A 13,345-nucleotide genomic window follows, 5' to 3' on the forward strand; every position below is an offset into this window, starting at 1 on the left:
CGGAGGGTAATGCCGGATTGACCATTCGAAAATCATATGAAATCCTATTTCAATGATTTCCATTCCTCATGGAAGGCGACTTTGAAGTCTTTGGACATCGAATGCGTGCAGGCCTTTGTGCTGGTGGCCGACCTCGCCAGCTTCACGCGCGCGGCCGAGGCGATGGAGGCCACCCAGTCCGCCGTCAGCCTGAAGATCAAGCGGCTGGAAGACGGGCTGGGACGCCGCCTGCTGGAGCGGACGCCGCGCCGGGTCCGCCTCACCGCCGCCGGCCAGCTCTTCCTCGACCGCGCCCGGCTGCTGATCGCCGCCCATGGCGCGGCGCTGGACTCCTTCGAGCCGGCGCGGCGGCGGCTGGTGGTCGGCATCAGCGACCATGCGGTGGGCGCCGAGCTGCCGCGGCTGCTGAGCCGGGTGACGCGCGCCGAGCCGGGCCTGGTGCTGGAGATGCGGGTGGGCAGTTCGCGCGAGCTTTTGATGGCATTCGATCACGGTGACCTCGATGCCGCGATCGTGATGGGACAGGATGCCGGCCGGCGCGGCGGCGAGGTCTTGCGCGCCGAACAGTTCGGCTGGATGGCGTCGCGCGATTTCGTGCATCGCGCCGGCGAACCGCTGCCGCTGGCCGCCCATGCCGACAGTTGCGGCATGCGCAGCATGGGGGTGACGGCGCTGGATGCGGCCGGCATCCCCTGGACCGAGGTCTTCGTCGGCGGCGGCGTCGGCACCATTGCCGCAGCCGTCTCGGCCGGCGTCGCCATCGCGGTGCTGGGCCGCCGCGTCGCGCCACCGGGCACGGTGGATGTCGGGCCCATGCTGGGCCTGCCGCCGCTGCCGCCGCGCGACCTTGTGCTCTATGCGAGCCTGGCCGATCCGGCGGCGCGGCAGTCGCTGAAGGTGTTCGCCGCCGCCATGCGCGCCGACGCGGCCTGACGCCAGATTAAATAATGTTCATGTCGGGACGCGATGGCTGCGCCGCCCTATATGGCTCTGGTTGCCGGTCCGGGCTGCTGTCCGGGACCGGAACACCGGCGAAGCCGGACGAACGCAAACGAAGCGAAACGAAGACGAACGAAGCGAAACGAAGGCAAACGAAGCGCCGGGAAGCAAAACGAAGCCCCGGGAAGTGAAACGAAGCATCGGGAAGTGAAACGAACCGGATTTGCCGCACGGCCATCCGTGCCATCCCTTGACCGATCCGGGCATAAAAAGGCCCGCCGGCCGGATTGATCCGGTCGCGGCGGGCCAGGGAACGTCCGTCTGGGGAGGATCAGCGCGGACGGTAATCTTTCAAAGTCTTACCAGCTGGTGACGACGGCCTTCTGGTACTTCTGCTCGACAAAGGCCTTCACCTCGGCCGACTGATAGGCCTTCACCAGCTTGGCGTATTCCGGCTTGTCCTTGTCCTGGCTGCGCACCGCGATGATGTTCACATAGGGGGCCTTGGCACCCTCGGTGGCGATGGCATCCTTCACCGGCGACAGGCCGGCCGGGATCGCGTAGTTGGTGTTGATCGCGGCGGCATCGAGCTCGTCCAGCGCGCGCGGCAGCTGCGCGGCATCAAGTTCGACGATCCTGATCTTCTTGGCGTTGTCGGTGATGTCGAGCGGCGTGGCCTTCAGGCCGGCGCCGTCCTTCAGCTTGATCAGGCCGGCCGATTCCAGCACCAGCAGCGCGCGGCCGCCATTGGTCGGATCGTTCGGGATGCCGACGCGGGCGCCAGCGGGCAGATCGGCGAGCGACTTCACCTTCTTGGAATAGACGCCCATCGGGAAGTTCACGGTGTAACCGATATTGACGATCTTGTAGCCGCGGTCTTTCACCTGGGCTTCCAGATACGGCAGGTGCTGGTAGGAGTTCACGTCCAGGTCGCCGGCATTGAGCGCGGCGTTCGGCTGGATGTAGTCGCTGAATTCCACGATCTGGATCTTCAGGCCGTCCTTCTCGGCGACCTTCTTCACCACTTCGAAGATTTCGGCATGCGGCCCGGCGGTGACGCCGACCTTGATCGGCTTGTCCTGGGCCAGGGTCGGCGTTGCGACGAAGGCGGCGAGCGCCAGAGCAGAAAGAGTACGGCGAGTGAGAGACATGGTTTTTCCTTTTCTGTAGGGGGAGACGAAATCAACGATGACTGAGTTTGCGCACCAGGCGGTCGCCCAGCGACTGCACGCCCTGCACGAAGACGATCAGCACCAGCACCACGGCGGCCATCACCTCGGGCAGGAAGCGCTGGTAGCCGTAGCGGATGCCGATATCGCCGAGCCCGCCGCCGCCGACCGCGCCGGCCATGGCGGAATAGCCGATCAGGCTGACCAGCGTGATGGTGAGTCCGGCCACGATACCGGGCAGCGCCTCGGGCAGCAGAACCTTGGTGACGATCTGCAGCGGCGTCGCGCCCATGGCATCGGCAGCTTCGATCAGGCCCGACGGTACTTCACGCAAAGCGGTTTCCACCAGGCGGGCGATGAAAGGGATGGCGGCGATGGTCAGCGGCACGATGGCGGCGGCCGTTCCAATGGAAGTGCCGACGACCAAGCGCGTGAACGGGATGATCGCCACCATCAGAATGATGAAAGGCGTCGAGCGCGCGGCGTTGATGATCAGGCCAAGCCCGCGATTGACGGACAAATTCTGAAGAATCCCGCCACGGTCGGTGAGGATCAGGATGACGCCGAGCGGAATCCCGAAGGCCGCGCCGACACCGCCGGAGATGCCGACCATCACCAGCGTCTCCCAGAGGCCGTCAAACAGCAGCGCGATCAATTGCGATGACATCTTCAAGTTCCTCGACGGTGAGCTGGCGGCTGGCCAGGTAGGATTTGGCGGCGATCAGCTTGGCCTCGTCGCCGCGCGCCTGCACGACCATAACGCCAAACGGGCGGCCCTGGATCTCGTCGATCCGGCCATGCAGGATGTTGAGATCAAGGCCCAGATTGCGCGACAACTCGGCGATCACCGGCTCGTCGGCATGGGGCCCGGTGAACAGGATGCGCCACAGGCGGGAATTGGCGCCAGGCTTCTCGGCAGCGGCCAAGCGCTTCTGCAGCGCCGGCGGCAGGTCGAAGCCGATCAGGTCGGCCACGAAGCTGCGGGTGGTCGGATGCTGGGGCCGGGTGAAGACCTCAAACGTCGTCCCCTGCTCGATCACATGACCCAGTTCCATCACGGCGACGCGGTCGGCGATTTCCTTCACCACCGCCATCTCATGGGTGATGAGCACGACGGTCAGATTGAGCCGGTCGCGGATGTCCTTGATCAGCGTCAGGATCTGCTCGGTGGTTTCCGGATCGAGCGCCGAGGTCGCCTCGTCGCAGAGCAGAACCTTGGGGTCGGTGGCCAGCGCGCGCGCAATGCCGACGCGCTGCTTCTGCCCGCCCGAAAGCTGCGCCGGATACTGGCCAGCCTTGTCGGACAGCCCGACGAGTTCGAGCAACGGCGCGACCTTGGCCTTGATGACAGCTTTGCTCTCGCCGCGCAGCTCCAGCGGCAGCGCCACGTTGTCGAACACCGTGCGCGAGGACAGCAGGTTGAAATGCTGGAAGATCATGCCGATGTCGCGCCGCGCGGTGCGCAGCGCGGCCGCCGACAGCGCGGTCAGGTCGCGGCCGCCGACGATGACGCGGCCCTCGGTCGGCCGTTCCAGCAGGTTGATGCAGCGGATCAGCGTCGACTTGCCGGCGCCGGAACGGCCGATGACGCCGAAAATCTCGCCGGGCGCGACAGTCAGGGAAACATCACGCAGCGCTTCGACCGAGCCGGACTCGGCCGCGAAGCGCTTGGTGATGGATTGCAGTTCGATCATGGACGTCTCAGCGGTCGAAGGGGAGGAAGCTGAGACTAAGCAGATCGCCGGCCGCGTGCCAGTCGGGCGGCAGCGCCAGCGGATCGGCCAACGAGCTGGCGTAATCCTCGGCGGCCACCGCCTGGTTGTCGTTGTCGGCGGGCTGCAGCCGGCCGCCATCGTATTTCTCAGGCGCCACGAAGGCCCCGAAGGCGGCCTGGATACGGTCGACGAAACCGGGCTTGTGGCTCTGAATGATCTGGATCTGGGTCATGGCTGGTTACCTCCAGGCCGGACGGCGGTTGTTGTCATTGGCGGCCGCGCGGGCCAGCGCCCGGGCGGCGCGGGCGGCATCTTCGGTGCGGCGGTAGACGCGCTGCTCCAGGCTGCTGAACTGCGGGCCGGAGGCGAAAAAGCGGAATCCGCTGCGTTCGCGGATCACCACACCGGCGGCCTCGCCGGCCGCCTCGATCAGATAGGCTTCACTCATGGGAAATCTCCGTTGGCCGACGGCTGTCGGCGTTTATCGCTGGTGGAAACGCAGGAACCGAAAGGGTGCGTTCAGCGACAACAACAGAGGCGGATGGTTTTCAGCGTCGCGGTCATGGGTCTCTTCCGTTCAGTGCCGGGCCCACGACCCAGGCAGGATGCCTGGCCGTGGCGCTTTAGCGTTGGTGTCGCGGCGCAAGCTGCCCTTCAAATCCCGCGATCCAGCGTGAGCCGGATAACCCCTATATTCCACACATAGGGAGGCAAGTCAAATCTAATTCACATAATTTGACGCAAATAAAACATAACTCACACGCAAAAAATGCATGGCCCAAACGATGCCTTTGAGCCAAGCATTTGATTTTCCATGATGTGTGGGAAAGTTTCGGTCGGGGTCGGCCCGACAATGCCCCATTGTATCGGACCGACCACGAACCTCATCACGACCAGCAGAGTGATGAGGCCGACCTAAAAACCGCACCGAGGTGCGATGCGCCCGAGTATATGCGAATGATTTGCAATTACAAGACTTAAATCAGGCCGGTGACGCTTTTTTTATGAGCCGCGCTAAATAGTCCGGTAAACGGGGAAACAGCAGCAACGGGGGATCATCGTGTCCGGCCAGATTCCGGCAACACCGCACACCGTTGGACGACCGAAACTGCAGCGCCTGCTGGGCTACTGGCATGCGCGGCGCGGCGATCGCCCGATGCCGGCACGCGCCGATATCGATCCGCTCGATATCCCGTGGATTCTTGGCAATGTCTCGCTGTTCGAAGTGCATCATCGTCCCGACGGCACGCCGCGCTATCGCTGCCGCCTCACCGGCACCCGCGTGGTGCAGCGTCTGCGCTACGACCTGACCGGCCGATGGCTTGATGAACTGCCCGAGCCCGATTATCAGGCGCGCGTGCAGGAGTGTTATGCGGAAATGCTGCAACGGCGCGAACCGCAGGTCGAGCGCATGAACATGATCATCGACGACCGCAGACATGCTTACGAAATCCTGCGCCTGCCGCTGAGCGGCGATGGCGAAACCGTCGACATGCTGATGCTGGCGGTGGATTTCCTCGATCCGAATATCTGATCCGTCAGGGATGCAGCTTCAGGCCTTTCACAGCCTTGTCGACGGCCTTGCGGTCGCCGTGAAAGCCCAGGCCGACCCAGGTCTGGGCTGCGATATCGCCGGCCGCGAAAACCTCGCGGTTGGCCGCGTCATGCCCGGTTGAAAACATCGCCTCCACATAGGGCACGATGACGAGGCCCTGGTCACAGGCGCGGCCATGGGCCTTCTGGAGCTCCGTGACGCCACCTGTAAAAACAAGGATCGGCTGTCCGCACATCGCGGTGTATGTCCGCCCTGCCCCGTCGATATAACGCTCGCCGATGCAATCCGGAATGGCAGCGGCAATGCCGCTGGACAGGAAGGCGGTGACATTCAGCTTCTGCCAGGTCGCCAGATCCTCGCGCACGACAATGGCAATCTTGGTGGTGAACACGGGCGTCTCCCTGCAGAACGGAAGCCCGAGAGTGCCGTCAGCCGGCGGCCAAGTCTGGAAGATTTGTGCAGGCCCGGCGATAGGCCGCCGGCGTCTGACCGAAGGCGCGACGGAACCAGCGACCGAGATGGCTCTGATCGGCGAAACCGACGGCCGCCGCCACATCGGCCGGCATCTGTCCCGTGCTCAGCAGACGGCGCGCCTGGTTGAGCCGGCGCTGCACCAGCCAGGCATGGGGCGGCAGGCCATAGGCGGCCTTGAACACCCGGTGCAGGCGGAAGCGATCCGTACCGGCCAGATCGGCCAGCGCCTGCAATCCCAGGTCTTCGGCCTGATGCGCCTCGATGGCGGCGCGGGCGCGGCGGGCCAGATGCGGCGCGGCATCCTGCGTCGGCACCCCGCCACCGGCAAAGCGCTGCATCAGCAAAGCCGCCACATGATCCAGCGCCGCATCGCGCGCCATGCGGCTGTCGGGCACGCCGAGCTGCCGGCTCGCGGCCAGCACGGCATGGGCCAGCGGGGCATCGTCGTTCAGCACGGCCGGGAAACTGAAGATCGCGTCGCCCGGATCGCGGCCGGTGCAGGCTTCGGCGGCCTGCCGCAGCCAGGCCGGATCGAAATACAGCATCGCATAGGTGAAGCCGCCATCGGCGCCGGCCTCGCCATCATGGGTCTCGCCCGGCTCCATCAGGATGACGCGGCCCGGCGTGCTGCGCTGGGTTTCGCGGCGGCAGCGGAACTGCTGGCAGCCCTGCTCGGTGACCCCGACCAGCACCTGGTCATGGAAATGCGGGTCGTAGGCATGGGCATGGAACTGCGCATGCACGGCCTCGGTGCCGCTCGACGGATCGCGGGCGAAATCAAACCAGTCCTGTGGCGAAGGCTGCATCACGACCAGAAAAGCAAGACGGCCGCAGTCTGTCAAACTGTGGCCGCGGTATCGCGTCCCTTACTTCACCACGCCACAGGCGATGCGACCGCCGCCGCCGCCGAGCGGCGCCGGAGTGTCACTGTAATTGTCGCCGCCGGCATGGATCATCAGCGCGCGGCCGGCCAGATCCTTCACTTTCAGATGCGGCACCACCATGGGCAGGGTGGCCGAACCATCGCCGCTGACCACCAGCACCGGCAGATCGCCGACATGGCCTTCCTTGTGGCCAGGGCCGTGATGCATGCCGGTCTTGCGCGGATCGTAATGACCGCCGGCGGCAAAGCCCGCCGCCGGCTGGTTGTTGGCGGCCGGATTGGGTGCCGGACCGCAATCGGGCTTTTCATGCATGTGGAAGCCATGCGGGCCGGCCGGTGCCAGTTTTGTCAGCTGCGGCGTCAGCACCAGGCCCTGCCTGCTGTCTTTCGCGGTGATGGTGCCGATGCTCTCGCCGATGCCGGTGGCGCTGATGGCGTTGATCGGGATGGTCTTCTCGGCCGCCGCCGCCGGCAGGGCGAACAGGACCGTGGCGAGGATGGCGGTCCCCTGTAAGAGACGCTGCATGGGTGTTTCCTCCGTTGGCAGAGACCTGATGACAACAGATATACCGCCGAAAAACTCCGGCAACCGGTGAAAAACAAAAAAAACGGGCGGGGTTTCGCCCCGCCCGTCGCCGTGTCCGGATGACTATCCGGCTCAGGTATTCATCGAATCGAAGAAATCGGCGTTGGTCTTGCTGTGCTTGATCTTGTCGAGCAAGAATTCCATCGCGTCCTGGCCGCCCATCGGCATGAGGATGCGGCGCAGCACCCACATCTTGGCCAGCACGCCCTTGTCGACCAGCAGCTCTTCCTTGCGGGTGCCCGACTTGGTGATGTCGATGGCCGGGAAGGTGCGCTTGTCCGACAGCTTGCGGTCGAGGATGATTTCCGAATTGCCGGTGCCCTTGAATTCTTCGAAGATCACTTCGTCCATGCGCGAACCGGTTTCGATCAGCGCGGTGGCGATGATGGTGAGCGAGCCACCCTCTTCGATGTTACGGGCGGCACCGAAGAAGCGCTTGGGCTTCTGCAGCGCGTTGGCATCCACGCCGCCGGTCAGCACCTTGCCCGACGACGGCACCACGGTGTTGTAGGCGCGCGCCAGACGCGTGATCGAATCCAGCAGGATGACGACGTCGCGCTTGTGCTCGACCAGGCGCTTGGCCTTTTCCAGCACCATTTCGGTGACCTGCACATGGCGGCTCGCCGGCTCGTCGAAGGTGGAGGAGATCACCTCGCCCTTCACCGTGCGCTGCATGTCGGTGACTTCTTCCGGGCGTTCGTCGATCAGCAGGACGATCAGATAGACTTCCGGGTGATTGTGACTGATGGCATGCGCGATATTCTGCAGCAGCATGGTCTTGCCGGTGCGCGGCGGCGCCACGATCAGGGCGCGCTGGCCCTTGCCCTGCGGCGAGATCAGATCGATGACGCGGGCGGAAACATCGCGCTTGGGACCACCGGAAATGATCTTCTCGCGCTTCTCGCCGCTGCGGCTCTTGATGGTCGGGGTCTTGGGCGCGGCGGCCGGCACGGCCGGCGCCTCTTCTTCCACCTGCGGCAATTCCATCTTCAACCGCTCGGTCGGATAGAGCGGCGTCAGGTTGTCGAAATGCACCTTGTGACGGCTCTGCTCGGGGTCTTCGTAATTGATCGTGTTGACCTTGAGCAGCGCGAAATAGCGTTCGCCGTCTTTCGGGGCGCGGATCGTGCCCTCGATGGTGTCGCCGGTGCGCAGACCGAAACGGCGGATCTGGTTGGGGCTGACATAGATGTCGTCGGGGCCCGGCAGATAGTTGGCCTGGGCGGAGCGCAGGAAGCCGAAACCGTCCTGCAGCTGTTCGAGCACGCCCTCGCCGGTGATCTCGACTTCCTTGTCGGCCAGCTGCTTGAGGATCGCGAACATCATGTCCTGCTTGCGCAGGGTGGAAGCGTTCTCGATCTGCAGCTCTTCGGCAAAGGCGAGCAGGTCGGTGGGCGATTTGGTTTTCAGTTCCTGGAGATTCATGAACGGACTCGCGGACTCGGCAGGAGAATGTTGTTTGGGAGATTTGGGCGCTGCATCCAGGACGGAGCGCAGCAGCCAGTGAAGGGGGGTGTTGACGACCGCCCGCGCAGCTTCCGCATCATGAACTTGAAATCTTATGGGATGCGGGATGTGCCGGAGCGGCCCCGGTCCGAAAGAAGATGGGCCGGTTGCCCAAGCGAGATAGCAATGCCCCGCAGATAAGTCAAGGGCGGGCGCTGCCGGTGCAGCCGCCCGCCCTGTAACAAAATAGCGACCCGATCAGGCCGTGAGGTTCAGCACCAGGAAGACCGCGCCGACCGCGGCGACGCCGGCGCCGGCAATCCGGCTGATCTGAGGCAGCAGAGCGGCGTGATTCAGGACCAGACGGCGCCAGGCGATCACCACGCCGGCGGCAATGCCATACTGGATCGCGGCAAGACCGACGAGGTAGGACAGCAGCGGGGTGGTTTCGGCGCCGACGATGCTTTCGCCGAAGGCATAGCCATGGAACAGGCCGGCCAGGGCCAGAATGGCGGCAAACAGGCCGTCGTCGATCCGGCGCGGCACCACCAGCAGCATACCGAGCAGCAGCACCGAGACGGCGACGGCGATTTCGCCGGCCGGCAGGTCGACGCTGCTGAGATGCAGCACGACGCCGAGGACCGACGCGATCACGAAGGCCAGCGGCAGCAGCAGGCCGCGCGCCCGCGGCGCCGCCAGCAGACCGGCAGCCAGGATAAAGGCCAGATGGTCGAGGCCGATCACCGGATGGGCCAGGCCGGAAAGCAGGCCGGTGGCCAGGGTATTCGGGGTTTCCCCATCCATGGCGTGATGGGCGAAGGCCGGAGCCGCTGCGAAGAAGGCCACAAGGCCGGCGACCAGACGCAACATGATGCACCTCCGTACAAATCTGGGGGGCGGCTGCCGGAATCGGGCCGCCGAATGACCCTCAGACCTTAGGTTGCGGTGCGGTCTGCGTCAAATGGCCGCCCTTGCGGAAGGCCGGCCGCAACGGTATGCGTAACCCATGCGCAGCCGCCGTCTTTCCGCCGGTCCCGATCTGCCTCGCCTGGCGGCGATGCTGGCCGCCCTGCCGCGTTTCGCGGCAATGCTTGCCTTGGGTGCGCTGCTGTTCCATGCCCTGCTGCCCCTGACCCAGCAGGCCGTGCGCCAGGTCCAGGCCGCCAATGGCATCGAGCAGATCGTGCTCTGCTCGGCGCTCGGCTTCCGCGTGCTGGCCATGCAGGACGGCATGCCGGTCGATACCGATCCGGCCAAGGCCGAGAAGACCGGCAAGCTCTGCCCGGTCTGCTTTGCCAACGCCAACCTGCAGGCCGGCCTCCTGCCAGTCGCCCCGGCGCTGTCCCGGCCGGTTCTGGCCGTCACCGTCCTTTACGGCGCCGCCGGCCGCAGCACGCTGACACAGGCAACGCGCCTGCCACAGCAGGCCCGCGCGCCACCCATCTCCCTGTCCTGAGCTACGCCACCTTTCGTTTCAGGATTACCGGGAGTTTTCCCATGTCGACCATCAAGTTTGCAGGCGCCGCGGCGCTTATCACGCTTCTGTCCACGCCCACCTTGGCCCATATCGTCGCCGATCCGGCGGTGGCCCAGCCGGGCAGCTATTTCCGCACGGCGCTCCGCGTCGGCCATGGCTGCGGCGCCGGCAAGCCGACGACGGCGGTGCGCGTCAGCATCCCCGAAGGCGTGGCCAATGCCAGCGCCCAGCCCAAGCCGGGCTGGGAGATCAAGGTGGAGACCACCAAGCTGGCGCAGCCGATCGATGCCGGCCATGGCCGCAAGACCGATACCGTGGTCAGCGCCATCACCTGGAGCGGCGGCAGCTTGCCCAACGAACAGTTCGACGAATTCGGCCTGGTGCTGAAGCTGCCCGACGCGCCGGGCAAGGAGCTGTGGCTGCCGGTGGTGCAGACCTGCGCCGGCGGCGAAGCCCGCTGGGACCAGGTGCCGGCGGCCGGGCAGAAGGCTGACCGTCCCGCCGCCCTCATCCGCATCGCCGGCGAGGCGCCGGCGGTTGCCAAGGCCGGTGACATCCAGGTGCTGCAGCCCTTTGCCCGTGCCACCCCGGCCAAGGTCGGCGGCGTGTTCCTGACCCTGAAGAATGCCGGTGGCACGCCTGACCGGCTGCTGAAGGCGGCCTCTCCCGTGGCCGCCAGCGTCGAGCTGCATACCCATGTGAAGGATGGCGATGCCCTGCGCATGCGCCCGGTGGAGACCATCCCCGTGCCGGCCAATGGCCAGACCGCGCTGGAGCCCGGCGGCTATCACATCATGCTGATCGATCTGCGCCAGCCGCTGAAAGACGGCACGCAGTTCCCGCTGACGCTGACCTTCGAGAAGGCCGGCACGGTGACGCTGCAGGTGCCGGTGCAGAAGGCCGGCGCCGGGGCGCCTGCCAGCGGCGGCCACGACCACAAGCACTAAGCCACACATATTCCGTTCCATCCGGAGCTGCCGCCACGAATCCGTGCTGCGCGCTCCGTTGCCATGCGAGCCTGACATGACCCGTTTCCTGTTCACCCTGCTGGGTGCCGGCGGCATCGCCGCCAGCGCATCCGCGCAAGTCGTCACGCCACCGATCACCGTCACCGCGCCGCCTGAAACACCGGCACTGACCGTGCCGACCGCCGAAGAGGCCCGGCAGCGGATCGAGAAAACCGCCGGCGGCGTCGATGTCGTCACCAGCGATGAGGTGCGCGATGGTCGCGCCAATGCAGTGAAGGACATCCTGGACTACGTACCCGGCGTCTTCGCCCAGTCGAAATACGGCCAGGAGGATTCGCGGCTGTCGATCCGCGGCTCGGGGCTCTCGCGCAATGTCCACCTGCGCGGCACCCGCATCCTGCGCGACGGCGTGCCCATCACCGACGCCGATGGTGCCGGCGATACGATGGAAATCGATCCGCTCGCCGTCGATTACACCGAGGTCTACAAGGGCGCCAATGCGCTGCAATACGGCGCCTCGCTGCTCGGCGGCGCGGTGAATTTCGTCAGCCCCACCGGCCGCAGCCAGCCCGGCTTCCTGCTGCGCCAGGAATTCGGCAGCTTCGACAGTATGCGCACGCAGTTCGGCATGGGCGGTTCCGCTGGCAGCACCGATTACTATGTCACGCCGACCTACAGCCACAGCAGCGGCTATCGCGACCATACCGACCAGGATTACCGCCGCCTGAACGGCAATATCGGCTATCGCTTCACCGATGGCGGCGAAACGCGGTTCTTCCTGAGCGCCGCCAATATCGACCAGAAGATTCCGGGCAGCCTGACCAAGGCCCAGGCGCTGAACAGCCCGCATTCGACTGTGCCTGCCAGCTTCATCGGCAACACCAAGCGCAACATCGATGCGGTGCGTGGCGCCAACAAGACCACTTTCCTGACCGACAGCGGCGAGGTGACGGTGGGCGCCTTCCTCGCCCGCAAGGAGCTGTTCCACCCGCTGTTCGGCGGCTTCAACCGCGTGCTGCAGAATGACGAGGTCAATGGCGGCGGCTTCGCGCGCTGGACCGACGAGCAGCAGATCGCGGGCCATCGCAACGAAACCGCGCTGGGTGTGAATTACTTCGGCGGCACCATGCAGGCCCGGCAGTACAACAATGTTGGCGGCAGCAAGGGTGCGCTGCTGTCCGATTCCGAACAGACTTCGCGCACGGTGGAGCTGTACGGCGAGAATGCCTTCTACGTGATCCCCGAGGTGGCGCTGATCGCCGGCCTGCAGGGCACGCTGGCGCGACGCGACTACGACGACAATTTCCGGGGCGACGGCAACCAGTCGTTCCAGCGCGACTATAACAGCGTCAATCCGAAGCTGGGCGCGCGCTGGGATATCGCACCGCAGAGTCAGGTCTTTACCAATTTCAGCTGGTCGACCGAGCCGCCGCCGTTTTCCGAACTCGGTACCACCGGCGTGCAGAACAACCTGCAGGAACAGGAATCGAAGACGCTGGAAATCGGCACCCGCGGCCGCGTGAAGGATTTCTCCTGGGATGCCGCGGTCTATCGCGCCTGGCTGCATAACGAGCTGCAGTTCCTCACCGTCGGCAACGTCACCAACGTGTTCAATGCCGACAACACCATCCACCAGGGCCTCGAACTGGGCGGCGAATGGGTGGCGCTGCGCGATCTGGCTGCCACCGGCGACAAGGCCTCGATCCGCGCCGCTTATACCTTCAGCGACTTCCGCTTCGACAACCACCCGGTTTATCGCAACAACGACATCCCGGGCGCGCCGGCGCATTACCTGCGGGCCGAACTGCGCTACAGCCATGCCAGCGGCTGGTATGGCGGCCCCAATGTGGAATGGGTGCCGCAGGGCTATTTCGTCGATAACGCCAATACGCTGAAGACCGATCCTTACGCCCTGCTCGGCGCCAAGGCCGGCTATGACTTCGGCAACGGGCTGAAGCTGTTTGTCGACGGCCGCAACCTGCTCGACAAGGCCTATATCTCCAATACCAGCGTGGCGGCGACGGCCACTGCGAATTCGGCGCTGTTCAATCCGGGCGATGGCCGCGCCGTCTATCTGGGGGCGGAATTCCGCTGGTAGCGAAATACGGTTGCGCGGCCTCGGTTGCGCAACCG

At 65.2% G+C, this 13,345-nt stretch carries 15 protein-coding genes; 5 read left to right on the forward strand and 10 right to left on the reverse strand.

The genetic code is table 11. From position 1 onward, the window contains the following. Positions 1-81 precede the first annotated feature (81 nt). Entirely contained in the window at positions 82-933 is an 852-nt protein-coding gene (locus AC1ROT_RS08620; RefSeq protein ID WP_492998435.1) for a LysR family transcriptional regulator, read from the forward strand. A 365-nt stretch (positions 934-1,298) separates the two neighbouring features. Here the strand turns inward: AC1ROT_RS08620 and AC1ROT_RS08625 are convergent, their stop codons facing one another. The 5 genes from AC1ROT_RS08625 to AC1ROT_RS08645 are packed head-to-tail and all read right to left on the reverse strand — an operon-like array spanning position 1,299 to position 4,271. Further along, a complete protein-coding gene (locus AC1ROT_RS08625) occupies positions 1,299-2,090 on the reverse strand; it encodes a MetQ/NlpA family ABC transporter substrate-binding protein (protein ID WP_492998437.1) in 792 nt (263 codons plus the stop codon). 31 nt (positions 2,091-2,121) lie between these two features. Further along, the gene (locus AC1ROT_RS08630) at positions 2,122-2,775 is read right to left on the reverse strand and encodes a methionine ABC transporter permease (protein ID WP_492972619.1); all 654 of its coding nucleotides are present in this window, start codon (positions 2,773-2,775) and stop codon (positions 2,122-2,124) included. After that, positions 2,744-3,802, reverse strand: coding sequence for a methionine ABC transporter ATP-binding protein (locus AC1ROT_RS08635; protein WP_492998439.1), 1,059 nt, complete (start codon positions 3,800-3,802; stop codon positions 2,744-2,746). The genes AC1ROT_RS08630 and AC1ROT_RS08635 overlap by 32 nt, the downstream gene beginning before the upstream one ends. Before the next feature lie 7 nt (positions 3,803-3,809). Next, a complete protein-coding gene (locus AC1ROT_RS08640; protein ID WP_492998441.1) occupies positions 3,810-4,055 on the reverse strand; it encodes a hypothetical protein in 246 nt (81 codons plus the stop codon). 6 nt (positions 4,056-4,061) lie between these two features. After that, positions 4,062-4,271 carry a hypothetical protein gene (locus AC1ROT_RS08645; protein ID WP_492972616.1) on the reverse strand — a complete coding sequence of 70 codons (210 nt, stop codon included), beginning with the start codon at positions 4,269-4,271 and terminating at the stop codon, positions 4,062-4,064. A 612-nt stretch (positions 4,272-4,883) separates the two neighbouring features. Between AC1ROT_RS08645 and AC1ROT_RS08650 the strand changes: the two genes are divergently transcribed. Then, positions 4,884-5,357 (forward strand): PAS domain-containing protein, encoded by a 474-nt coding sequence (locus AC1ROT_RS08650; RefSeq protein WP_492998443.1) that lies wholly within the window; start codon positions 4,884-4,886, stop codon positions 5,355-5,357. A gap of 4 nt (positions 5,358-5,361) precedes the next feature. Here AC1ROT_RS08650 and AC1ROT_RS08655 read toward each other — a convergent pair whose 3' ends face one another. The 5 genes from AC1ROT_RS08655 to AC1ROT_RS08675 form a co-directional block, all read right to left on the reverse strand. Next, positions 5,362-5,769 (reverse strand): DUF2000 family protein, encoded by a 408-nt coding sequence (locus tag AC1ROT_RS08655; RefSeq protein ID WP_492998445.1) that lies wholly within the window; start codon positions 5,767-5,769, stop codon positions 5,362-5,364. A 37-nt stretch (positions 5,770-5,806) separates the two neighbouring features. Next, entirely contained in the window at positions 5,807-6,658 is an 852-nt protein-coding gene (locus AC1ROT_RS08660) for a helix-turn-helix transcriptional regulator (RefSeq protein WP_493001143.1), read from the reverse strand. Positions 6,659-6,718: 60 nt separating this feature from the next. Further along, positions 6,719-7,261 carry a superoxide dismutase family protein gene (locus AC1ROT_RS08665; protein ID WP_492972613.1) on the reverse strand — a complete coding sequence of 181 codons (543 nt, stop codon included), beginning with the start codon at positions 7,259-7,261 and terminating at the stop codon, positions 6,719-6,721. A gap of 132 nt (positions 7,262-7,393) precedes the next feature. Beyond that, positions 7,394-8,746: a transcription termination factor Rho gene (gene rho, locus AC1ROT_RS08670; RefSeq protein WP_492972612.1), complete on the reverse strand. Its 1,353-nt coding sequence runs from the start codon at positions 8,744-8,746 to the stop codon at positions 7,394-7,396. 279 nt (positions 8,747-9,025) lie between these two features. Further along, positions 9,026-9,637 carry a HupE/UreJ family protein gene (locus AC1ROT_RS08675; protein WP_492998446.1) on the reverse strand — a complete coding sequence of 204 codons (612 nt, stop codon included), beginning with the start codon at positions 9,635-9,637 and terminating at the stop codon, positions 9,026-9,028. Between the two features lie 136 nt (positions 9,638-9,773). On the opposite strand from AC1ROT_RS08675, the gene AC1ROT_RS08680 reads away from it, so the two are divergent. From AC1ROT_RS08680 to AC1ROT_RS08690, 3 genes are all read left to right on the forward strand, one after another. Next, on the forward strand, positions 9,774-10,223 hold the full coding sequence (locus AC1ROT_RS08680) for a DUF2946 family protein (protein ID WP_492998448.1): 450 nt from the start codon (positions 9,774-9,776) through the stop codon (positions 10,221-10,223). A 41-nt stretch (positions 10,224-10,264) separates the two neighbouring features. Continuing rightward, on the forward strand, positions 10,265-11,191 hold the full coding sequence (locus tag AC1ROT_RS08685) for a DUF1775 domain-containing protein (protein ID WP_492998449.1): 927 nt from the start codon (positions 10,265-10,267) through the stop codon (positions 11,189-11,191). Positions 11,192-11,267: 76 nt separating this feature from the next. Next, positions 11,268-13,310, forward strand: a complete 2,043-nt coding sequence (locus AC1ROT_RS08690) for a TonB-dependent receptor family protein (RefSeq protein ID WP_492998450.1) — start codon at positions 11,268-11,270, stop codon at positions 13,308-13,310. The last annotated feature ends 35 nt before the right edge of the window (positions 13,311-13,345 follow it).

The organism is Ferrovibrio sp. GW821-FHT12E11 (assembly GCF_058806975.1).

What these genes read in the sequence shown, in the direction of transcription:
- AC1ROT_RS08625 (WP_492998437.1), bottom strand. Translation starts at nt 2,090, where the DNA reads ATGTCTCTCACTCGCCGTACTCTTTCTGCTCTGGCGCTCGCCGCCTTC.
- AC1ROT_RS08675 (WP_492998446.1), bottom strand. Translation starts at nt 9,637, where the DNA reads ATGTTGCGTCTGGTCGCCGGCCTTGTGGCCTTCTTCGCAGCGGCTCCG.
- AC1ROT_RS08630 (WP_492972619.1), bottom strand. Translation starts at nt 2,775, where the DNA reads ATGTCATCGCAATTGATCGCGCTGCTGTTTGACGGCCTCTGGGAGACG.
- rho (WP_492972612.1), bottom strand. Translation starts at nt 8,746, where the DNA reads ATGAATCTCCAGGAACTGAAAACCAAATCGCCCACCGACCTGCTCGCC.
- AC1ROT_RS08645 (WP_492972616.1), bottom strand. Translation starts at nt 4,271, where the DNA reads ATGAGTGAAGCCTATCTGATCGAGGCGGCCGGCGAGGCCGCCGGTGTG.
- AC1ROT_RS08690 (WP_492998450.1), top strand. Translation starts at nt 11,268, where the DNA reads ATGACCCGTTTCCTGTTCACCCTGCTGGGTGCCGGCGGCATCGCCGCC.
- AC1ROT_RS08665 (WP_492972613.1), bottom strand. Translation starts at nt 7,261, where the DNA reads ATGCAGCGTCTCTTACAGGGGACCGCCATCCTCGCCACGGTCCTGTTC.
- AC1ROT_RS08660 (WP_493001143.1), bottom strand. Translation starts at nt 6,658, where the DNA reads ATGCAGCCTTCGCCACAGGACTGGTTTGATTTCGCCCGCGATCCGTCG.
- AC1ROT_RS08635 (WP_492998439.1), bottom strand. Translation starts at nt 3,802, where the DNA reads ATGATCGAACTGCAATCCATCACCAAGCGCTTCGCGGCCGAGTCCGGC.
- AC1ROT_RS08680 (WP_492998448.1), top strand. Translation starts at nt 9,774, where the DNA reads ATGCGCAGCCGCCGTCTTTCCGCCGGTCCCGATCTGCCTCGCCTGGCG.
- AC1ROT_RS08640 (WP_492998441.1), bottom strand. Translation starts at nt 4,055, where the DNA reads ATGACCCAGATCCAGATCATTCAGAGCCACAAGCCCGGTTTCGTCGAC.
- AC1ROT_RS08685 (WP_492998449.1), top strand. Translation starts at nt 10,265, where the DNA reads ATGTCGACCATCAAGTTTGCAGGCGCCGCGGCGCTTATCACGCTTCTG.